We start from the raw sequence: 20550 nt of genomic DNA, 5'->3' as shown, positions 1-20550 counted from the left end.
GCCCCCGCTCAGGGCGGCGACTGCACCAGCCAGTAGGACGAATATCGTCAGAACTTAGGTTCTTCTTTCATTCGCGGCTCCTGTTTCCCGGCTTACGGATTCCGGGTTATGTCCTGCTGGCCCGGTTCCTCGAGAACAGCCAGCCGGCAACAATCATCACTGCGCCCAGTGCCAGGTGGGTCCAGTTGTCCAGCATGTTCAGCGAGAGGAAGTTCGCCGCTGAATCCACTCCGACAATCAGGCCGTAGACGGCAAGGACCATGTACAGTGCGCCCGCTCCCAGGAGGAAGTTCCGTGCCCCATGTTCGGTGCGGGACATTGCCCAGCCGGTAGCGCCGATGGCCAGCTGCACGATGTTAAGCAGCATGGATACTTGGAACAGTCCAAGGAACATGGCGTGTGACGCCGGTCCGAGGAACAACAGTTCGCTGTATTGGGTGGTGACGCCGGGGATGAACCCCAGGATACCCACCAGCATCAAAACAATTCCCACTCCCATGCCCGCGTTTTGGACGTCTGCCCGGCCAAAGTGAACGCCGTGTGCATGTGGGGATGCGGTAGTCATTTTCTCCTCCAATCCACTCGTTGTGGACAGTTAAATCTTACGGCGGACGCCTCTGAAAAGCGCCGGTGCGGGCGCCCCTGAAGTTTCCTCATGATCAGGCGGTTGAGCCTGTCGTTCCCGGCCCGGGCGGGCTGGCCGTGACACCATGGGGCACGATGAAACTGCGTGCTGACCAGACCGGAGACCGTGGCCTTCCCATGCCCTTGTGGCTGCAGGGTGCCCTTGAAACGGCACAGGCAGCCGTCATTTCGGCACTGGTTGTGATCGCCCCGATCATCGCCGTCTGGGCAACCGCCGGTTTCCATGACAGTGCCTTCGATGTCCTGGCCCGACTGGCCGGGCAGTCCTGGCTGCTGGTCCACGGTGTGCCGCTGGGACTCACTGCCGCGGGTCCGAACGCCGCGGCCAACGGGAACTCCGGGGTCCTTTCGCTCATCCCGTTGGGCCTGACCCTGCTGCCGTTCCTGCTTGCCTGGCGGGCCGGCCGGCGCCTGGCCCGCGCCTCCTACACGGACCAGCTTTGGCAGGCCCTGCTCGGTTCATGGGTTGTCTACGCCGCCTTCGGCACAGCCACCGGCTTCGTCTGCCGCACGCCCGACGTCGGCATCAATCCCTGGCACGCCATGTTCATACCCCTTATTCCCTATGCGCTCGGCATGGTGGTCGGCGCGCGGCGCGAAGCCGGTTCCTGGAGCCGGCTGATCGGCGTCGACGCAGTGGACTGGATCTCCCGCACCAGCCAGCATTCGCGGTGGGCCGGCTCCTATCTCGGTTCCGCCGCGAAGGCGGGGTTCGTCGCAGCTGTTTCGGCGCTTGCCCTGGCGGCGGTGCTGCTGGCCGTTGACCTGTTTATTCACTGGAACCTGGTGGTCGCCGTCTATGAAGCGCTCGACGCCGGTGCAGTCGGCGGTGCCGCCCTGACCATCGCGCAGCTTGGGTTCCTGCCCAACCTCGCGGTCTTTGCCCTGGCCTGGACATCCGGGGCAGGCTTTGCCATGGGTGCCGGTTCCCAGGTGGGCCCGCTGGGGACTGCCGTCGGACCGCTGCCTTCCATCCCGGTGCTGGCCGCCATTCCCTCCGGGCCCCTGGACTACGCCTTCGTTGCCCTGATCGTCCCGGTCCTGGCCGGGGTCCTGGCCGGCTGGTGGTTCCTGCGGGAGGGTGAAAACCATTTTGACGAGTGGCTGGCCATCAAGATCCGTGCGCGCTGGTTCACGGCCAGCCTTTCCACCCTGGTGCTCGGGGTGCTGACCGGGGTGGCCGCCGGGCTGCTGGCTTTTGGGCTGGCCTGGCTGGCCCGCGGGTCAGCCGGAATTGGACGCCTGACGGACATCGGGCCGGACCCGTTCTGGACGGGAGTCTGGCTGGCCGCGGAGGTGGGTGCCGGCGTCGTCATCGGTTACGCCGCCGGACCGTGGCTGGAACGTGAGCACGCCGCAAAGGAACGGGAAGAGGAGCTGGTTTCCTAGGCTGCCGCCGCTCGTGGCCCGGCTAGGGAATCTGCCGGGGCAACGAATCCTGCAGCTGGATCCGGCATGCGGACTGGGCCTTGTCCGTGAGCGCACGGCCAACACACGCCTGGTATTCGCGGACTTCGTCGAAGAACACCGCCGTGACAAGGATCAGCAGCACCATGATTGCGGACACCACCAGGCCGGAGATGGTGCCCACCAGGACCAGTTTCGATTCCTTCAAGCGCGCCGCCCGCACCAGCAGGACGATTCCCAACGTGATGCTGGCGGCCGTCAGGACGCCCGTCAGCCACAGGTAAGTGACGTCCAGCTGGTAGACGAAGAAGGAGCCCAGCACCGAGACGACGAACATCCGGAACAGGGTGTGGGTCTTGGCGAGCGAGGCCTTGGCCGCCTCGCTGAGCCGCGGTTTGGCCCGCTGCTGCCCAGCCGGTCCCGGTGTGGTGTTCATGTTTTCCAGCCTACGCGAGCCTGCCCATAAGCTAGAGCCATGCGCATCGTAGTCCTCGTCTCCGGTACCGGGTCCAACCTCCAGGCCGTCATCGACGCAGTCAAGGCAGGGGATCTGGACGTGGAAATCGCTGCCGTGGGGGCCGACCGCCCGGGCACGTACGGGGTGGAACGGTCCGCCGCCGCCGGCATTCCCACGTTTGTGGTGGACTTCAAGGCGTACCCGGACCGGGCGCACTGGAACGCGGCGTTGACGGAGGCCGTGGCAGGGTTTGAGCCGGACGTGGTGGTCTCCTCGGGGTTCATGCGGATCGTCAGCCCGGAGTTCATCGAGGCTTTTAACGGCAGGTACCTCAACACGCACCCCGCGTTGCTCCCCGCCTTCCCGGGTGCCCATGGCGTGCGGGACGCGCTGGCCTACGGCGTGAAGGTCACCGGCTGCACGGTGCACTGGGCCGACGCCGGCGTGGACACCGGCCCCATCATTGCGCAGGAAGCCGTGGCCATCGAGGAATCGGACACGGAGGAGACCCTGCACGAACGCATCAAGGTGGTGGAACGCCGGCTCCTGGTGTCTACCCTGGCCGCCTTGGCCGCGGCCGCCCCTGACCCCTCCTCCCCACCCAACTAGGTAGCGCTAAGTGTCGTTATGAGGGCTCATAACGACACTTAGCGCTACCTAGTTGGGCATGGGCGGGCGGGCCTGTGGATAACCTCTGCGGCATCCCGCCCCGCCTGCCACGATGGGCGGATGAAGGTACCGAGTCAATTACCCGACCAGTTGGCGTCCCTCCCTTTTACTTTCCAGGAAGCGGTCGACGCCGGAATCAGCCGCCGACGCCTACGCCACCCTGGTTTGCTCTGGCCAAGCCGGGGAGTCCGGGTGCCGGACGGGGACGATGCATCACGCCTCGCCCCCCGCATCCGTCCCTATACTTTGGTCACTGAGTTTGCCGCCGCGTCGCACGCCTCGGCCTTTCTCCTTTGGGAATTTCCAGGCTTCCTCCCGGGCAGTGATGAGCCACTGCTGCACATCTCGCGACCTGACACCGTTGCCATCATGCGTCGGCCCGGTGTGAAGGGACACCGCGGGCAGTTCTTTGCGGACGAGATCGAAAATCTTGCCGGACTGCTGGTCACTTCCCGGGTGAGGACATGGTTGGATTGCGCCCGCAAGATGAGCATCGAGGAGCTGACCGTGGTTGCAGACCACTTGCTTCGCATTCCGCGGACCGGCTTCGAGGGCAGGTCCGAGCCCTATGCAACCCGGGAGGCCCTCGAGGACATGCTTGACCGGCACAAGGGAACACCGGGCATAAGGAAGGCGCGGGTTGCCCTTGAGCGTGCACGGGTGGGGTCTGACTCGGCCCCTGAGACCAGGCTGCGGCTGGCGCTCGAGGACGCAGGCCTGCCCGAGCCTCTGCTGAACCTGCCCACGGAACTGGGAGCCGGCGTCGTTCGCCAACCTGACCTGGGTTATCCGGAACAGAAGGTGGCGGTGGAATACGACGGCGACGGGCACTCCGAGGCCGGCCAAATCATCAGGGACATCACCCGCGAGGAGGACTTCGTCCGGGCAGGCTGGATTCTGGTGAGGATTTCGAAGCGGCACATGGAGAGGGATGCCCGGCCGGCGGTGGCCAAAATCCGTTCAGCGCTCCTGAGCCGGGGCTGGTACCCCAAGAATGAAAACTAGGTAGCGCCAAGTGTCGTTACGAGGGCTCAAAACGACACTTGGCGCTACCTAGTTGGGCGAGGCGGGGGCGTTATTCGAGGCGGCGCTGTTTGGTCTCGGGGGAGAAGAACGCCATCCAGAGCACGGCCAGCAGCACCAGCCCGCCGGCCAAAGCGAAGCTCGTGGCCAGGCCCAGTTCGGGCCAGAAGTAGTTGGCGAAGATCAACGGCCCGAACCCGGCGCCCAGCCGTGAAAATGTGGATGCCCAGCCGAAGCCGGTGCCGCGCAGTTCCGTGGGGTAGAGCTCGGAAACGTAGGCGTAGAGCACCGGAATGGCCACCTGAACCACGAACCCGAACACCAGCAGCCAGAACACGGCCGCCGTGGGGATGTCCACCACGATCGCCACGATCACCAGGGTCAATGCGGACAGCGGACCGGTGATTGCCAGGATCCACTTGCGGCCAACCCGCTCCACCAGCAGGGCCGCCACGATCACGCCCAAAAGCCCCACCGCCGCCATGGACGCCGTGGTGACAAACGCCTTGTACTCGGCAAAGCCGGCGCCGATGAGGATCCGCGGCATCCACGTCAGGGACAGGTAGTACACCAGCAGGATGCTGAAGAACAGGGACCAGGCCGCGGCCGTGATCTTCCAGTTGTACTGCCACACGAGGCGCAGCTGGTGCCAGGCGCTGCCGGCCGACAACCGTGGCACCTCCTGGGCATCGGGCAGGCTGTAGGCGCGGGCCTCCGCTCCGGTCGCGGCCACCAGGCCGTCGATGACATTGGCTGCTTCTTCCCGCCTGCCTTTACGGATCAGGAACAGCGGGGACTCCGGCACGCTGCGCCGGACCCAGAACACCAACAGGGCAGGCAGGACCATCACCAGCATGGTCAGCCGCCAGTCGCCGAAAGCGGCTACCAGTGCGGCGGAGACGAAGCCCGCCAGGGCTGCGCCCACCGGCCACCAGCCGTCCATGGCCGTCAGGACGCGCCCGCGTTGCTTGCGGGGAGTGAACTCACCCACCAGGGCATAGTCCACGGGGATGCAGCCGCCCAGGCCGAAACCGGCCATGAACCGGAACACGCAGAACCAGATGAAGTCGGGGGAGAACGCGCCAAGCACGGTAAAGAGCGAAAAGATCAGCAGCGTGGCCGTGAAGGCTTTCTTGCGCCCGATCGTGTCAGCGATGGTGCCCCACACGAACGCGCCCAGGGCCATGCCAATCAGGTTCGATGTGCCCACCCATGCCACTTCACCCGGGGTGAGGGCCCAGTGCGTTGAGAGCAACGGGATCAGGATGCCGTTCAGCGTCACGTCCCACGCATCGAACATGAAGCCGAGGCCGCCGATCAGAAAGATCCTGCCCTGGACTTTCCATCGCCAGGGCAGTTCCTGGACCACCTGTTCGCCGCTCGGCACAGTGGTGTAAGTATTCATCGCAGCCTCCTGGGAAAACTCTAGCCGGGCGCACCGGCGTTCACACTCAGCCCGACTCGCGGGGCAACCTCCGCTTCGGGATAAACTGGGCCCTATCCCCACCAACCGCGGCGTTGTTCCGCGAGATAAGACGGAGACATTTGTGAGCTTCACGCAGCATGAGCGCGTATCCATCGACCGTGTTCCCATCCGCCGGGCGCTGATCTCGGTTTACGACAAGACCGGTCTGGAGGAGCTCGCCCAGGGCCTGCACGCAGCGGGAGTCAAGCTTGTATCCACCGGGTCCACGGCCAAGAAGATCGCCGCGGCGGGCATTCCCGTCCAGGAGGTCGAGGAGGTCACCGGTTCCCCGGAGATGCTGGACGGCCGGGTCAAGACGCTGCATCCGCGCGTCCACGGCGGCATCCTGGCTGACCGCCGCGTGGCAGCCCACATGGACACGCTCACCCGGATGGAGATCGAGCCCTTCGACCTGGTGGTGGTGAACCTCTACCCGTTCGTGGAGACCGTGAAGTCCGGCGCCGCCCAGGACGACGTCGTCGAACAGATCGACATCGGGGGCCCCGCCATGGTGCGCTCTGCTGCGAAGAACCATGCCGCCGTCGCCATTGTGGTGGACCCGTCCTTCTACGGCCAGGTGGTCACAGCGGCGGCTGAAGGCGGCTTTGACCTGAAGACACGACGGCGGCTGGCCGCCAAGGCGTTCGCCCACACCGCGTCCTACGACAACGCCGTGGCCACCTGGACGGCGAGCCAGTTCCTGGACGAGGACGGCGACGGCGTCATCGACTGGCCCGCCTACGCCGGCCTTTCGCTGGAGCGCTCCGAGGTGCTGCGCTACGGCGAGAACCCGCACCAGCAGGCTGCCCTGTACGTGGACAAGGCCGCGCCCGTGGGCATCGCCCAGGCCGACCAGCTGCACGGCAAGGCCATGAGCTACAACAACTTCGTTGACGCCGACGCCGCCCTCCGCGCCGCCTACGACTTCAGCGAACCGGCCGTAGCCATCATCAAGCACGCCAACCCGTGCGGCGTGGCCGTCGGTTCCGCAGATGCCGCCGACCCCATCGCCGACGCCCATGCCAAGGCCCACGCCTGTGATCCGGTTTCCGCGTTCGGCGGCGTGATCGCGGCCAACCGCACCATCACCGCTGGAATGGCCAACACCGTCAAGGACATCTTCACCGAGGTCGTCATCGCTCCGGGCTTCGAACCCGAAGCTGTGGAAATTTTGTCCAAGAAGAAGAACATCCGGCTGCTTACCCTGCCGGAAGGCTACGGCCGCTACCCCACGGAGTTCCGCCAGGTCTCCGGCGGCATGCTGGTCCAGGTCAGCGACAAGGTGGACGCCGAGGGCGACAACCCGGCCAACTGGACCCTCGCCGCCGGTGACGCCGCCGATGAGAAAACCCTTGCGGACCTTGCGTTCGCCTGGACGGCCTGCCGCGCCGCCAAGTCCAACGCCATCCTGCTCGCCTCGAACGGCGCCGCCGTCGGTATCGGCATGGGCCAGGTCAACCGCCTGGACTCCTGCCGCCTGGCCGTGGAGCGGGCCAACACGCTGGGCGTGGAGGTGCAGTCCGGCAGTGCCGGTGGGAGCGACGCACCCGGGGGTGCCACCAACACCGGCGGTGCTGGCGCACCCCAGCGTGCCCGCGGCGCCGTTGCAGCTTCCGACGCGTTCTTCCCGTTCGCTGATGGCCTGCAGATCCTGATCGACGCCGGCGTCCGCGCCGTGGTCCAGCCCGGCGGTTCCGTCCGGGACGAGGAAGTCATCGCGGCGGCCAACGCCGCAGGGATCACCATGTACTTCACCGGCGCCCGGCACTTCTTCCACTGATCCCCAATCGAGTGCTCCGTAGGTGTCGTTTTGCCGGGTGAATACGACACCTACGGAGCAGTCGATGAGTTAACGACGACGGCGCCCGCCCCGCGAAGGGGACGGGCGCCGTCGTTAGCTTCTTGCTTTGTCAGTCAGAAGGCCCGGACTCCGGTTTACCGGTGTCCGCGTCCCCCTGCTTGAGACGCGGACCCTCTCCCGGAAGCCGCAGCTCCCGGGGATTGGCTTCCGCCATCCGTTCCTCTGTCCAAAACTCGAGGACCTCCTCGTGAGTCTGGTTCAGCTCGACGTGGCTGACGGAATCGCGGCCGGGAATGTCCTTAGGATTTCGCTGCACTGTTATAGGTGGCCTGGATGACGGAGCCCCAGTACGGACCGTACATGACGGCGGAGCGGTTGTAGCCGTAGCTGTTGATGGAGTTCTGTATGCCATCGGAGCTAGTGCCTATGAACCAGGGCCCGCCGGAGGAACCGCCGGTCATGTCGCAGCGGATTCCCTGGGTTCCAAACTGGGGGTTGATGGTATCTCGTGTTGCCGTGCCGGTGCAGCTCTTGAGGGTCTCGCCGTTGAAGGGGGCTGCCGCCGGGTAGCCGAAGGACTTATAAGTGAGGCCGTACGCCTGGTTGAAGGCAACGCCGGACCCGCCCACCACGGCAGTAAGGGTCTTGCCGTTCAAGGGGCTCATGACGGCGAAGCCCGTATCGTAGGCCATGTTCCCGTCCCGGCTCCACGCAGTGGGGGAGTAGAGGGCCTTGGCAGTCCATTTGCCGTAGGGTGCCGCGCCGTTCTCATACGCAGGAACAAAGATGAAGTTGGTGGCGTTCGCGCCCGGCCCCTCATTCACGCAGTGGCCGGCGGTGGCCACGGTGCTGTTGTTCCCCGACGAAACGGCATTGCCCGAGCAGACGTAGTTGGAGCCGCCCATGCTGAAGAAGACCTTGCCAATGTGTTTTACCGGCGCCTCACTCTGGGCGATGGTGGGTTTGCCCTTGGTGGCCTTGACCGTGGTGTCCTTGCCCTTCTCCACAACGTCGGTGCTTGACCGGTTGCCCCGTTCCAGGGCCTTGCCGGCCAGGACATCTCCGGGGACCGCGCTGCGCATCCGGTCAGCCGTCCAGTAATCTGCCACGCCGCTGGTATCAAGGATCGCACTGGTCACGGAGGGATTCTTGTTATCCTCGGTTGCGGTCGGTGCAGCGGTGGCCCCGCCAGCAGAGGTAAGTGCCAGAACGGCGGCAGCAGAGAGGCTCAGGAGGCCGGAAGCAAGGGACCTGGTGCGTGTCATTGTTGTCCTGTCTGAACGTGGAAAGGCCCCGAAGGCCCCAGAGTGACCCTGCGAATTTATCGCTACATGACAAGTTTGTAAATAGTAGTGACGTATCACGTATGGCCGCCGCCCGCAGCGGCGGACAGGTGCGGCATGAAATGCGCGACGGCGGCCGGTCCCTTGGTGCGTCCCGGGGTCGTAGGTTCTCCATCGCTGTAATCCTGCTCACCGTGAGGGTAACGCAGGGGCTCCGGTAGGGTTGAAATTCGCGCGCTCGGGTAAGTTGTACATGGTGAAATAGACCGAATTTTTCACAACCAAGCCGACCCACAGGGAGACGCCCGCGCATGTCCAAGATTATCTACACCCACACCGACGAAGCGCCGATGCTGGCTACCTATTCGTTCCTGCCCATCATCGAGGCGTTCGCCTCGACAGCAGGTGTGGAGGTGGAGACCCGCGACATTTCGCTCGCCGGCCGCATCATCGCCGTCTTCGGTGACTACCTGACCCCCGAGCAGCAGATCGGTGACGCCCTTGCTGAACTCGGCGAGCTGGCGAAGACGCCGGAAGCCAACATCATCAAGCTGCCCAACATCAGCGCCTCCATCCCGCAGCTGAAGGCAGCCATCGCCGAACTGCAGGGCCAGGGCTACGCTCTTCCGGACTACCCGGACAACCCGTCCTCGGACGAGGAAACGGCCATCCGCTCGCGCTACGACAAGATCAAGGGCTCCGCCGTGAACCCGGTCCTGCGCGAAGGCAACTCGGACCGCCGCGCACCGCTGTCCGTCAAGAACTACGCCCGCCAGAACCCGCACTCCATGGGCGCCTGGACCCCGGATTCCAAGACCAATGTGGCCACCATGGGCCAGGACGACTTCCGCTCCAACGAGAAGTCGGTTGTCATCGGGTCCGAGGGCACCATCGCCATCCAGCTCGTGCGGGAAGACGGCTCCGTGAAGGTCCTGAAGAAGGCATTCCCGGTCCTGGCCGGAGAGGTCATCGACGGCACCGTGATGCGCGCCGCCGCCCTGGACGAATTCCTGAAGGCACAGGTTGCCCGCGCCAAGGAAGAGGGCGTGCTGTTCTCCGCCCACCTCAAGGCCACCATGATGAAGGTTTCGGACCCCATCATCTTCGGCCACGTGGTCAAGGCCTACTTCTCCGAACTCTTCGAGACCTACGGCAAGCAGCTCTCCGCCGCCGGCATCAGCCCCAACAACGGCCTGGCCGCCATCCTGAGCAGCCTCGAGGACCTGCCAGAGGACGTCCGCGAAGGCGTGCAGGCCCTCATCAAGAAGGGCCTCGAAGAGGGCCCCGCCCTGGCGATGGTGGACTCGGACAAGGGAATCACCACCCTGAACGTCCCCAGCGACGTCATCGTGGACGCCTCCATGCCCGCCATGATCCGCAGCTCCGGCCACATGTGGGGCCCGGACGGCAAGGAAGCCGACACCCTGGCCGTCCTGCCGGACAGCTCCTACGCCGGCATCTACCAGGTGGTCATCGATGACTGCCGCGCCAACGGCGCCTACGACCCCACCACCATGGGCACCGTCCCGAACGTGGGCCTCATGGCACAGGCCGCCGAGGAATACGGCAGCCACGACAAGACCTTCGAAATCCAGGAAGCCGGCACCGTCCAGATCGTTGACGGTTCCGGAAACGTCCTGATTGAGCACCAGGTTTCCGAAGGCGACATCTGGCGCGCCTGCCAGACGAAGGACCTGCCCATCCGCGACTGGGTCAAGCTGGCCGTCACCCGCGCCCGCGCCTCCCAGACCCCCGCCGTGTTCTGGCTGGACGAAGAGCGTGCCCACGACGCCAACCTCATCGCCAAGGTCAACGAGTACCTGAAGGAGCACGACACCGAGGGCCTGGACATCCAGATCATGTCCCCGGTCAAGGCCATCGCCTTCACCCTGGAGCGCATCCGCAAGGGCGAGGACACCATCTCAGTGTCCGGCAACGTCCTGCGCGACTACCTCACGGACCTGTTCCCCATCCTGGAGCTGGGCACCAGCGCCAAGATGCTCTCCGTTGTTCCGCTGATGAACGGCGGCGGGCTCTTCGAAACCGGCGCCGGCGGCTCCGCCCCGAAGCACGTCCAGCAGCTGCTCAAGGAAAACCACCTCCGGTGGGACAGCCTGGGTGAGTTCCTGGCCCTGGCCGTCAGCTTCGAGCACCTGGCCACCACCACGGACAACAAGCGCGCCCAGGTCCTGGCCGACACACTGGACCGCGCCACCGGAACCTTCCTGTTGGAGAACAAGTCGCCCAGCCGCCGTGCCGGCGAGCTGGACAACCGCGGCAGCCACTACTTCCTGGCCCGCTACTGGGCCGAGGAACTGGCCAAGCAGACGGACGACGCCGACCTGGCCGCCTCCTTCAGTTCCATCGCCGGAGAGCTTTCCTCGAAGGAGGAAACAATTGTTGGCGAACTGGCCGAAGTCCAGGGCTCGCCGGTGGACATCGGCGGCTACTACCACCCGGACGAGGCCAAGGTTTCGGCCGTGATGCGTCCGTCCGCCACGCTCAACAAGGTTCTCGCCACGCTGAGCTAGCCCACCTGGAACCAGCACTACGAAAGGGGCGGCGCCCCGGAGTTGAAATGTTCAACTTCCGGGACGCCGCCCCTTTTGCGTCGCTTGGTCAGGAGCGGGACGCCGCCCCCTTCGCCGCTACCGGCCCGCCGTCGTCCATCACTCCAATGTCCGCCGGCCTTTCCCTGCCGGCCTGAAGCGTCACCCCGATGCCTGCCGCGACGACCAGCCCGATGCCCAGGAAGGCGGCCGGCCCGGGCAGCTGGCCCAGGACCAGGAATCCAATCACCACGGCGATGGCCGGCTCCAGGCTCATCAGTGTGCCGAATGCGGAGGCCTTCAGGCGGCGCAGGGCGAGCAGTTCGAGGCTGAAGGGGATCACCGGCATCAGCAGGGCCAGGCCTGCTCCCACCAGGAGCAGCTGCCAGTCAAGATGCGCCAGTGGAGCCGGCCCGACAAGCAGCGTGGTTGCCACTGCGGCCACCGGCATGGAAACTGCCAGTGCCTGGAGGCCGTTGACTTCATCACCGGCCCGCTGGGTCAGGAGGATATAGCCTGCCCAGCATGCGGCGGCGCCCAAGGCAAAGAGGACACCGGCGGGGTCTGTCCCGCCGTGCCACGGTTCGGTCAGGGCGGCCACGCCGGCAGCGGCAACAAGCGCCCACCAGCGTCCCGCCTTGCGTCCGCGGATGACTGCGACGGAGAGGGGACCCAGGAACTCCAGGGCGGTGGCGGTGCCCAGCGGAATCCGGACGGCGGCGGCCATGTACATCAGCGTCATGCCCGCCGTCACCAGGCCGAGCAGGATGCACGTGACCAGGCCCCGCCGGCTGAACCGGGAGCGCCACGGTCGGGTGAAGGCCACCAGGATCAGAGCGGCCCAGATGAGGCGCAGCCACGCCACGCCGTCGGAGCCGAGGCGGTCGGACAGGCCGACTGAAGCGGCCAGGCCCAGCTGGACGCAGCACATGGCGGCGCCGGCCATTGCTGTTCCGGAGCGCACGCCGTTGAAGTGTTGTTGTGAAAATGGCATGGAGCCAGTAGACCGTACGTAAAACGTCTACGTCCACATGATAATTCTTCACATATTGTCCATAAAATATGGACAATAACTGTATGGAGACGCGTCGCTTGGAAGTCCTGCTTGAACTGGCCCGGCAGGGCTCCATGCGGAACGTGGCAGACTCACTGGGCACGACGACGTCGACCGTCTCCCAGCAGATCGCGGCGCTGGCGCGGGAAACCGGCACCGCGCTGCTCGAACCCGCCGGCCGGCGCGTGCGCCTCACCCCTGCCGGGCGGCGGCTCGCCGATCACGCGGTGACCATCCTGGCGGCGGTGGATGCGGCCACTGCCGAGCTCGACCCGGGTGCCGAGCCAGCCGGAACAGTCCGGGTTGCCGGCTTCGTCACGGCTGTCCGTAAGATCCTGATGCCCATCGTCGGGGAGCTCGCCGTCACCCACCCTGGCGTCAAACTCGAAGTCCGGGAGCACGAGCCTGCCGAAGCCCTGGCGCTGCTTGCTGCCGATTCAGTGGATCTGGCTTTGACGTACGACTACAACCTTGCCCCGGACAGGACCGGCGCCGCCTTCGATTCCATCCACTTGTGGAGCACACCCTGGAGCCTCGGCGTCCCCGAGGCAGCGGCACCCGTCGCCGGCACCGCTCCGGAGGTCCTAGCGGCCTTCCGGGACCGCGACTGGATCGGCAACTCACGGAACAGGGCGGACGAGGAAGTCCTCCGGCTGCTCGCATCGATGGGGGACTTTGAGCCGCGGGTGAGGCATCAGGTCGACAGCCTCGAGCTGGTTGAGGACCTCATCCTGGCCGGGATGGGCGTGGGGCTGCTGCCTGCCGACCGGGAACCGCGGGCCGGCGTCGCCCTTGTTCCGCTGAGTTCCCCGGATGTCCGCGTGCGCGCCTACGCCCGTACCCGGCGCGGCAACAGTACCTGGGCCGCGCTCGCCGCGGTCCTGAACCAGATCACTGGTAAGGCCGCGGCGCTGCCGGGTGCCGCTGCCGCCCACGGAGCGGCTTGAGCCGTTGTCCTCGGGCAGCGCCAGGTACCCTCCGCGTCAGCCGTTTCCCTTTCCCTTGCCCTCGTTGTCCTTCTTGCCGGTGCTGGTTTCGGGTACAGGAGCCGGTGCAGGAGTTTCGACGGCGGGCGCTCGGGTCTCGGCGGCCTGTGTTTCCTTGGCGGCCTGCTCCGCTGCCTTGTCTGCTGCAGCCGCCGCAACGGCATCATTAAGGTCTGCCCGGACGGCCGCGGCGATCGTGGTGATGCTCCGGCGCCGTTCTTCCGAAATCCGGCCCCCGGTCTGTGCCGCTTCCAACTCAGCCTCGAGCCCCTCGAGTGCCTTCAGTGCGGCGGCGGGGTTGTCCTGCGACGAAGCCTGCGTCACTTCAAGCACGCGGGCCTGCAGTTGCCGTGCGGCTGAACGCTGAAGCCCCGTATCCGCTGTGCCGCAGCCGCTCAGCAGTCCGGCAGCCAGCAGGACCGCGGAAAATCCCAGCACAGACTGGCGTCCGCGGTCCGAAGGAAACGTCACGGCTCCACGCTCTTCTGGAGTTGCTCCAGATGCTCGCCGAGGACCCCGGTCACCGTGGGATAGGGCACGACGTCGGGTGTGGACTGAGTGGACAAGGTCAAGATCCCTGCCGCTATAGCGGCCACAATCACCACAAGGCCAAGGATGGCTGCCAGCCAGAACCGCTTGGTCCTGGGCTTTATGCCTTTCTCGCGGTCCCGGTTCAGGGCGTCCATTGCCCCGGCCCGTTCCCGGTCCCCGGCAGCACCGGGCCCTGCGGCCTCCAGAATCTCCTCCACCGATTCCTCGGCGGTAATGGAGGGAGGGCGGAATGGCATGGCAGGCAGTACCCGCGTGGTTTCGGGCGCAATTTCCCCGGGCGTTGACGCGGGCGAAACCAAGGCCTGCCGCAGGGCAGTTTCGATGTCCGCGGCATGCGGCCGTTCAAGCGGTTCTATGGCGGTCATGGACCGGATGAGGTCAGCCCATTCTGATGGCAGGTCCTCGGGAATTTCCGGTGCGCGGTGAAGCCGTGCAACGGCAGATTCCACCGCGCTGCCAGGATACTCCACGGTTCCCTTGATGCATTCGAGCAGCACCAGGCCCAGCGAATAGATGTCCGTCGACGGCGCAAGGGGCTGGCCCAGTGCCTGCTCGGGACTGAGGTAGGCAGCGGTGCCCACCATGGTTCCCGTGGCGGTCAGCCGGGTTGAATCAACAATCCGTGCGATGCCGAAGTCGGTGAGCTTTGGTCGCAGGGGTTCGCCGGGACGTATCTGAACCAGCAGGATGTTGCCGGGCTTGATGTCCCGGTGGATGATGCCGAGTCCGTGGACGTAGGCCAGTGCGTCGGCGATCCCCGCGCCGATGACGGCCAACTCATCAAGGGGAACCGTGCTGTGCCGGATCCGGCTTCTGAGGTCCTGGCCTTCCACGAGTTCCATGGTCAGGAACGGGCGCGGTTCGTCCGGTATCCGGGTATCGATCCCGGCGTCGAAAAGTGTCACCAGTCCCGGGTGGTTCAGTGTGGCAAGAAGCCGGATTTCTGCTTCCTGGCGTTTCAGTTCGTCGGCGTCGGGGGCCTGCGGTGCGAAGAGCTTGAGTGCTACGTCCCGGCCCAGATTTTCGTCCCGGGCACAGTAAACCGATGACATACCGCCGCGGCCAATAACCTCACCCAACCGATAACGTCCGCCAACCACTTCATTCTTGATGGAGCTAGGCGATTCCGCCACCATGTCCCGTTCCTCCCGGTGCGCTGCGGCACTCTCGTACGTCAAATTATACGGGCGCGCTGGTTCAGCCGGGGATAATGCCGTGCTTCACGGCTGGGCACACCGACGGCCCGGCAGCGAAAGACGAGCCTTTCGCTGCCGGACCATCGGTCACAAGGACATGTGTGCTGAAGACATGTTGTGTAAGGTCTTGCGTTCTTTCCTGTCGCACCTCCTTTCCCTCAGCCTGCTCGCTGCTGCCGCTTCAGGCGCGTGGCGCAGGCACCGTCAGAGCGTTCAGGTCAGGACGCTTTCCGCTTACGGAACATCAGGAGTCCTGCCACGAGGAGCAGCAGGGCGAGGGGGACCAGTGAGGTGTCCACGCCCGTCTTGGCCAGGGCGGCGGCGCTGCCCTGGGCCGGGACGCTGCGGAGGCCGGTGCTGCCCGCTGCGGCGTCGACGGCGATGGCGCCGCCAACTGCCGTGGAGCCGGCAGCAGGGGCTGCCGGGAAACCATCGGTGTTGGAGGTGCCGGCACCGGTTCCGTTGTCCGTACCCGTACCCGTACCCGTACCCGTGCCCGTGTCCGTGGAGGGGGTGCTGGTGCCGGGGTCTATGGTGCCGGCGCCTCCGGTGTTGCCGTCGGTCCCGGGATCTACGGTGCCCGGGTTGTCAGTTCCGGGGGTGCTGCCACCGCCCAGTCCAAGGTCGATGCCGAGGCCGATGACGGCATCAGCTCCGCCGGTGGTGCCGTTGGTGCCGGTGCCAAGGCCGACGACGGCATCCACTACGGTGTCGAGGCCACCGCTGGTGCCTTCAGTGCTGTTGCCGCCAAGGCCGAGGTCTACGGCTGCGTCAATGGCGGCGGCGAGCCCGCCGGTGGTGCCGGTGTTGCCGGTGCCGAGGTCGACGAGGGCATCCGCAGCGACGGCCAGATCGGCAGCGGCCGTATCCGTGCCGGTGGTGCCGAGGCCGAGGCTGACGGCGGCTGCAGCGGTGAGGTCCGCGGAGCCGTTGCCGGTTTCGGTGACTGTTCCAAGGCCCAGGACTGCTTCTGCGGCGAGGGCCACATCCGCGGTGGTTGAGTCGACGGGTGCGGTGTTTCCGAGGCCGAGGGCCGCGTCTGCGGCCACAACCGCGTCAGCAGTGGTTGTGCCGGAGCCGTTGGTGCCGGTGCCGAGGTCGACGAGGGCATCCGCAGCGACGGCCAGATCGGTTGCGGCCGTATCTGTGCCGGTGGTGCCGAGGCCGAGGCTGACGGCGGCTGCCGCGGTGAGGTCCGCGGAGCCGTTGCCGGTTTCGGTGACTGTTCCAAGGCCGAGGGCTGCGTCGGCGGCGAGGGCCGCGTCGGCAGTGGTTGTGCCGGTGCCGAGGTCGACGAGGGCATCCGCAGCGACGGCCAGATCGGTTGCGGCCGTATCCGTGCCGGTGGTGCCGGTGCCAAGGTCGACGGCGGCTGCCGCGGTTAGGTCCGCGGTGCCGTTGCCGGTTTCGGTGACTGTTCCGAGGCCGAGGGCTGCGTCGGCGGCGAGGGCCACGTCCGCGGTGGTTGAGTCGGCCGTTGCGGTGTTTCCGAGTCCCAGGCTTGCGTCCGCGGCGACAACCACATCGGTGGTGGTTGTGCCGGTGCCGTTGGTGCCGGTGCCAAGGTCGACGGCGGCTGCCGCAGTGAGATCGGTTGTGGTGCCGTTGTCGGTTCCGGTGACCGTTCCAAGGTTGACTGCCGCGTCCACGACCGCGGCGACGGCCGTTGAATCGGACGGCGTTGGGCCACCCAGCAGGTCCAACGACGCCGAATCAGCGGCCGCCGCCGAGATAAGGGCGGATGCAGAGAGATCCGATCCGCTGGTGGTGTCCGCGGCGTTCGCCGCGGTGCAGCCGAGGGCTAATAGCCCGCCGGCGAAGAGGGTGCCAAGCAGCCCCCTGCGAAGGTTCGCACTCATGATGATGTCTCCTGAAAGAAGTTGAGGTGTCGGGCTGCTTGGACAGCAACCCGCGTTGTCCGTGTTCTGCCTCGAGAGGGCAGACGGGTCTCAACTAGTCAGGACGGGAACCGGGGTCGAAGGACACCGGTGCAGGAGCGTGATCAGAAATATCCGCGGCGCGGATGGCGCCGGGCGCTGAAGTGTCAAAATTGAAGGCGCTTAACCAGACCGCCGCACCGTAAGATCCCGCGGAGGCCGCGCTGCTTCCCGTGCCCGAAGCGGGTACGGCCGGAGCCTGGGAAGGGGCGGGCGAGGGGTCCGCCGTCGGCTGATCCTGGGCAGAATCGGGGCGGTCAACAGACGTCCACGACGCTGAAGAAGCAAGGGCAACCCCAGCAACAGGCGCGGCACCAGTAGCAGAAGCAGCATCAACAAACGGAATGGCCGACGTAGGCGCCGTGGAGGCAGCTTCGACGCCTGCCGGGACAGTTCCGGCGCTGGCGGGACTTTCCCCGTCGCCGCTCACGAGGGGCAGGTCGGGAAGCTCAACGGCCAGCGGTGCCGAGCCTGTTACCAAGTCCAAAACAGGCTGCAGCACAGGATCAAGCACCGGCAGCGCCTCGGCGACAGGTGAAATTACTGCCTCCGTCACTTCCGCCGCCGCGGCGTCGGCTGCCTGAGCAATAGGAACGGAGATGACCGATACCGCCTCGGCCGGCACCACATGGTTTACAACGGGTACCGAGTAAACCAGCTGGTCTGCAAGGCCCGAGGCGTCTCCCACGAGGGGCGTCAGCAGCCCCGGTGAGGAAACCGGCTCAGGTTTGGGCGTGGCGGGTGCGGGAGCAACAGGCAGCTTTTCCGTCACCGACGAAACTGAACCGGTGACGCCCCCCAACAGCGTAGTTGCGTCCGAAAGGGTATCGGCCGAAGCCGTGGATGCCGAAAACGTCAGCCACGTGAGGGCGGCAGCACCGGCAAGGAACACCGGCCGAAGGGCACGCAACGGCGAGCGATCACTAGCCATGCGTACCACCCCCAGTACTGATTGCATTCGAGTGGCTATAGCCTAAGACCGAATGTTGCAGGAAGTCTAGGGGCTGCTAAAACAACTCGACAAAATCGAAAACCTCAGGTCGAAGGAATCACAGACGGTCGCGGCCCGGTCACGGAGTTGACGCGGCGATCAAAGGGTTCCCGGTGTTCGCTGGTCAGTGCCGGTCATTTGGATAGCTGACGCCGAGCTGCGCGCGGACCCCGTCAAAGAGCCGCATGGTGCTCAACGTGTCCTCCAGTGGCATGACCGGGCTCTCGGTCAGGCCCTGCTGGATGCAGCGGGTTACTTCACGCAGTTCGTATGCGTACCCTCGGCCCACCACATCAAAAGCTTCGGTCCGGCGCTCGTCCCAACCTGTGGACACCGTCAGTTCCCCGGGGTTATTGATGGAGCCCACGCTCTGGAGGAAGCCGAGGCTGCCCGCAACTGTGGCGGTCCGGGGACCGTGGGCCAACAGTGAGGACGTAAGCTGCACCTGCGCTCCGTGGTTGTAGCCCAGCGTCAGGGCGTTCTGGGCATCCACGCCGTCGTCGTTAATGAAGCCGGTGGCGCTCACCGTCTGCGGAAAACCGAGGGTGCCCAGGGCCCAGAGCAGCGGATAAACCGTAATGTCCAGCAGCGCTCCGCCTCCGTCCTGCCTGGCCCACAGCCTGGATGTGGGGGAGTAGGGGGCCGGAAAGCCAAGGTCCGCGGTTACCCAGTGGACTTCGCCGAGCTCTCCGGACGCTGCGATCTCAAAGGCCCGCTGCATGCTCGGCAGGAAGCGGCTCCAGACAGCCTCCATGAGGAAAAGCTTGCGGCTTCGGGCGAGGTCGATGAGTTCGGCTGCCTCGCGGGCGTTGATGGTGAAGGCTTTTTCGCACAGGACGTGCTTACCGGCGTTAAGCGCCGCGAGCACCATTTCGTAGTGCTGCGCGTGGGGCGTCGCCACGTAGACAACGTCCACCTCCTCATCTGCGAGCAGCCGCTGGTATCCGGGCACGCCGCCGTCCTCGCCGTAGGCCTTCGCGAAGTCATATGCAACCGCAAAGGCGTCGGCCGTGTCCTGTGCCCTCGAGCTGACGGCATACAGTTCGGCATCTGCGAGCAAGGCCAGGTCCTGGGACACGGAGCGGGCAATGCCGCCGGTGGCGATGATTCCCCAGCGGAGGGGGGCTCCGGTGGCGGAACGGGGATCCTGGTCTGGCTGGCTGAACAACCACGGCTTCGCGATGGGCGCACTCATGGTGCCCATCCTCTCATTGCAGTGCTGGAGGGATCCGCTATGACCTGCGGAAAGTGATAAGGGGTTCGCGGGTGGCGGGCACGGCACTCCGGCTGCGCACTGGCTCCTCCGTCAGCGGCTGTTATGAGCGTGCCACGAAGCTGTATCCCTTGTGGCACAGGAAAGCCCGGCCTCCGATGTGTGGAGGCCGGGCTTTCCTGCAAAAAGGTTGCTTACTTGGTGATCGGTTCCAGGACCGGATCGCCGACGTAGGCGCTCTTCACGTTGGCGGCCGTGACGATGACCGGTTCCAGCAGGTATGCGGGAACGGTCTTGACGCCGTTCTTGTAGGAGTCCTTGTCGTTGATCTCAGGCGTCTTGCCTGCCTGGAGGTCCTTCACCATGGTGATGGCGTGTTCAACGAGCTTGCGGGTGTCCTTGTTGATCGTGGAGTACTGCTCGCCGGCCATGATGGACTTGACGGATTCAACCTCGGAGTCCTGTCCGGTCACCACCGGAAGCGGCTTGCCGGCGCCCTTGACGGCAGTCAGGACTGCACGGGCCAGGGTGTCATTCGGGGAGAGGACGCCGTCCAGGGACGCGCTGCCGTAGCTGCCGGTAAGCAGCGTATCAGCGCGGCGCTGGGCGTTTTCAGCCTTCCAGCCCTGGGTCACTGCCTGCTCGAAGGTGGTCTGGCCGGAGAGCACCTTGAGGGTGCCGTCGTCGATCTTGGGCTTCAGGACGCTCATGGCGCCGTCGAAGAAGACCTTCGCGTTGGCATCGTCGGGGGAGCCGGCGAACAGTTCGATGTTGTACGGGCCCGAGGGCTTCTTCGCCTTGAGGCCTTCCAGCAGCGCCTGGCCCTGGAGCTCGCCAACCTTGAAGTTGTCGTAGGCCACGTAGTAGTCCACGTTCTCGGTGTTCAGCAACAGGCGGTCGTAGGCGATGATCGTGGCGCCGGCGTCTTTGGCCTGCTTCAGCTGGGTGCCCAGCTGCGAGCCGTCGATGGCTCCCACGATGATCACCTTGGCGCCCTTGGTGACCATGGCGCTGATCTGGTTCTGCTGTTCGGACACGCCGCCGTTGGCGAACTGGACGTCAGCCTTGAACCCGGCACCGTTAAGGCCGTCATTGAACAACTTCTCGGCGAGGACCCAGTTCTCACTGGTTTTCTGCGGGAGCGCGACACCGATGGAGGAATTCTGTTCGAAGCCGCCGGCGCCTGCGGTGCCGCCGCCTGTCGGGGTTTCTGACCGTCCGCAGCCTGTCAGCGCCAGTGCTGCAATGGCAGCTACTGCTGCTGCCTTCCCTGCTTTGCCAATCATTCGCATTGTTGGTTCTCTTTCTTTTAGTGGTGTAAC

General features: G+C 65.6%; 17 protein-coding genes. 6 read left to right on the top strand and 11 right to left on the bottom strand.

Annotation, left to right across the window (positions count from 1 at the left end; translation table 11 throughout):
- Positions 1–106: 106 nt before the first annotated feature.
- Entirely contained in the window at positions 107–565 is a 459-nt protein-coding gene (locus PV768_RS01015; RefSeq protein WP_157238787.1) for a DUF4383 domain-containing protein, read from the bottom strand.
- A 155-nt stretch (positions 566–720) separates the two neighbouring features.
- On the opposite strand from PV768_RS01015, the gene PV768_RS01010 reads away from it, so the two are divergent.
- Complete coding sequence (locus PV768_RS01010) at positions 721–2034, top strand: DUF6350 family protein (RefSeq protein ID WP_157238786.1); 1314 nt, start codon at positions 721–723, stop codon at positions 2032–2034.
- Positions 2035–2056: 22 nt separating this feature from the next.
- Here PV768_RS01010 and PV768_RS01005 read toward each other — a convergent pair whose 3' ends face one another.
- Positions 2057–2488 carry a hypothetical protein gene (locus tag PV768_RS01005; RefSeq protein WP_321215678.1) on the bottom strand — a complete coding sequence of 144 codons (432 nt, stop codon included), beginning with the start codon at positions 2486–2488 and terminating at the stop codon, positions 2057–2059.
- A 39-nt stretch (positions 2489–2527) separates the two neighbouring features.
- Between PV768_RS01005 and purN the strand changes: the two genes are divergently transcribed.
- Positions 2528–3118: a phosphoribosylglycinamide formyltransferase gene (gene purN / locus PV768_RS01000; RefSeq protein WP_157238784.1), complete on the top strand. Its 591-nt coding sequence runs from the start codon at positions 2528–2530 to the stop codon at positions 3116–3118.
- Between the two features lie 429 nt (positions 3119–3547).
- The gene (locus PV768_RS00995; RefSeq protein WP_231754795.1) at positions 3548–4183 is read left to right on the top strand and encodes an endonuclease domain-containing protein; all 636 of its coding nucleotides are present in this window, start codon (positions 3548–3550) and stop codon (positions 4181–4183) included.
- Positions 4184–4253: 70 nt separating this feature from the next.
- Here PV768_RS00995 and PV768_RS00990 read toward each other — a convergent pair whose 3' ends face one another.
- Positions 4254–5606, bottom strand: coding sequence for an MFS transporter (locus PV768_RS00990; RefSeq protein ID WP_157238782.1), 1353 nt, complete (start codon positions 5604–5606; stop codon positions 4254–4256).
- Between the two features lie 142 nt (positions 5607–5748).
- Between PV768_RS00990 and purH the strand changes: the two genes are divergently transcribed.
- Positions 5749–7446 (top strand): bifunctional phosphoribosylaminoimidazolecarboxamide formyltransferase/IMP cyclohydrolase, encoded by a 1698-nt coding sequence (purH, locus tag PV768_RS00985; protein WP_421091987.1) that lies wholly within the window; start codon positions 5749–5751, stop codon positions 7444–7446.
- A gap of 320 nt (positions 7447–7766) precedes the next feature.
- On the opposite strand, the gene PV768_RS00980 is transcribed toward purH, so the two are convergent.
- Positions 7767–8732, bottom strand: a complete 966-nt coding sequence (locus tag PV768_RS00980; protein ID WP_421091986.1) for a trypsin-like serine peptidase — start codon at positions 8730–8732, stop codon at positions 7767–7769.
- A gap of 329 nt (positions 8733–9061) precedes the next feature.
- Between PV768_RS00980 and PV768_RS00975 the strand changes: the two genes are divergently transcribed.
- A complete protein-coding gene (locus PV768_RS00975) occupies positions 9062–11281 on the top strand; it encodes an NADP-dependent isocitrate dehydrogenase (RefSeq protein ID WP_321215684.1) in 2220 nt (739 codons plus the stop codon).
- 88 nt (positions 11282–11369) lie between these two features.
- Here PV768_RS00975 and PV768_RS00970 read toward each other — a convergent pair whose 3' ends face one another.
- Positions 11370–12293 carry an EamA family transporter gene (locus tag PV768_RS00970; RefSeq protein ID WP_321215685.1) on the bottom strand — a complete coding sequence of 308 codons (924 nt, stop codon included), beginning with the start codon at positions 12291–12293 and terminating at the stop codon, positions 11370–11372.
- A gap of 83 nt (positions 12294–12376) precedes the next feature.
- Here PV768_RS00970 and PV768_RS00965 point away from each other — a divergent pair, with 83 nt between their 5' ends.
- Entirely contained in the window at positions 12377–13300 is a 924-nt protein-coding gene (locus tag PV768_RS00965) for a LysR family transcriptional regulator (protein ID WP_421091985.1), read from the top strand.
- Positions 13301–13336: 36 nt separating this feature from the next.
- On the opposite strand, the gene PV768_RS00960 is transcribed toward PV768_RS00965, so the two are convergent.
- The 6 genes from PV768_RS00960 to PV768_RS00935 all read right to left on the bottom strand — a co-directional run bounded on the left by PV768_RS00960 (position 13337) and on the right by PV768_RS00935 (position 20520).
- On the bottom strand, positions 13337–13810 hold the full coding sequence (locus tag PV768_RS00960; RefSeq protein ID WP_421091984.1) for an FIMAH domain-containing protein: 474 nt from the start codon (positions 13808–13810) through the stop codon (positions 13337–13339).
- Positions 13807–15027, bottom strand: coding sequence for a serine/threonine-protein kinase (locus PV768_RS00955; RefSeq protein ID WP_321215688.1), 1221 nt, complete (start codon positions 15025–15027; stop codon positions 13807–13809). Before PV768_RS00955 ends, PV768_RS00960 begins: the two co-directional genes overlap by 4 nt.
- Positions 15028–15305: 278 nt before the next feature.
- The gene (locus PV768_RS00950) at positions 15306–16946 is read right to left on the bottom strand and encodes a hypothetical protein (protein ID WP_421091983.1); all 1641 of its coding nucleotides are present in this window, start codon (positions 16944–16946) and stop codon (positions 15306–15308) included.
- Between the two features lie 94 nt (positions 16947–17040).
- Positions 17041–17955 carry a hypothetical protein gene (locus PV768_RS00945; protein WP_421091982.1) on the bottom strand — a complete coding sequence of 305 codons (915 nt, stop codon included), beginning with the start codon at positions 17953–17955 and terminating at the stop codon, positions 17041–17043.
- Positions 17956–18139: 184 nt separating this feature from the next.
- Positions 18140–19210, bottom strand: coding sequence for a Gfo/Idh/MocA family protein (locus PV768_RS00940; protein WP_421091981.1), 1071 nt, complete (start codon positions 19208–19210; stop codon positions 18140–18142).
- A gap of 212 nt (positions 19211–19422) precedes the next feature.
- Positions 19423–20520: a sugar-binding protein gene (locus PV768_RS00935; RefSeq protein ID WP_157238772.1), complete on the bottom strand. Its 1098-nt coding sequence runs from the start codon at positions 20518–20520 to the stop codon at positions 19423–19425.
- Positions 20521–20550 lie beyond the last annotated feature (30 nt).

Source organism: Pseudarthrobacter sp. CC4 (assembly GCF_048957775.1).
Taxonomy (GTDB): Bacteria; Actinomycetota; Actinomycetes; order Actinomycetales; family Micrococcaceae; genus Arthrobacter.
This window is presented reverse-complemented; position numbering and strand designations above follow the sequence as displayed.